This window comes from Vibrio sp. 2132-1 (genome assembly GCF_033344315.1).
This window is the reverse complement of sequence record NZ_JAWPON010000109.1, coordinates 1-1038: the sequence shown is the minus strand read 5'-3', so window position 1 is coordinate 1038 and position 1038 is coordinate 1. Positions and strand designations below refer to the sequence as shown.

At 47.2% G+C, this 1038-nt stretch carries 1 protein-coding gene; it reads right to left on the bottom strand.

Annotated elements, in window-relative coordinates:
- Window positions 1-116: 116 nt before the first annotated feature.
- Window positions 117-806 (bottom strand): response regulator, encoded by a 690-nt coding sequence (locus R8N47_RS23755; RefSeq protein ID WP_023583865.1) that lies wholly within the window; start codon window positions 804-806, stop codon window positions 117-119.
- Between the last annotated feature and the right edge of the window lie 232 nt (window positions 807-1038).

Below are 1038 nucleotides of genomic sequence, written 5' to 3'. Positions count from 1 at the left end.
CAAATGTGGCAGTGATAGCACGGCTATCAAAACCAATAGCATAGTGAACCAAAAGATGGCAAAGATGCGTCCATACAAGCTATTAATCTTTGGCAGTTTGATGCGTGATAGGCGCATTAATCCTCCTCAAGCAGCATATAGCCGCGACCACGTAGGGTTTTGATGCGCGGTTTGCCATTGCTTTGGTCGGGCAGCTTTTTGCGTAAGTTCGACACGTGCATATCGATTGCACGGTCAAAGGCCGCCAGTCGTTTACCTAGTACGTCGAGGCTCAACGTCTCTTTGGTGAGTACGTGTCCTGGGTTTTGGACAAAGTGGGTCAACAGCGCGAACTCGGTTGCGGTTAGATCCAGCAATTGTTGATCGCAGTAAGCCTCTTGCTTGCCCGGATACAGGCGCAACTCTTGGTACTCAATACAATCGCTGTTTTTGCCGTTTTTCTGCGTGTTATTGGTGCGACGTAAAATCGCACGAATACGAGCGAGCAGCTCTCGGTCGCTGAAAGGTTTTGGTAAGTAGTCATCTGCGCCGAGCTCTAAACCGATCACTCGATCAATCTCTTCGCCTTTGGCGGTCAACATCAACACGGGGGTTTCCCAGTTCTCTCGCAGACGCTTCAGCGTTTCCATACCATTCAATTTTGGCATCATTACATCCAGTAGGATGAGGTCGATATCGCTGTTGATTGCGGCAAGGCCGGCTTCACCGTCGTTTGCTTCACTGACTTCGAATCCTTCGAAGCTGAGCACCTCTTTTAATAGGCTTGTCAGTTCTATGTCGTCATCAATTAAAAGAATGTTTGCCATCGGGGCACCTTTGGTCAGTTACCGTTTACTTAATATTACATTGGATTGATGTGCGACGAAGAGGGCAAAAATCACTCTTTACGATTCTTTACGCTCCCTATACGCCGCTTTACCTAGCGAGTCGTATTCTATACTCAAGCGCTGTGAGAACAGCCCAGAAGAATCACTCACTTGTGTAAGGAATCGAATTATGAAATCTGCAAAAAAACTTGTGTTAGCTGCTGTTGTTCTA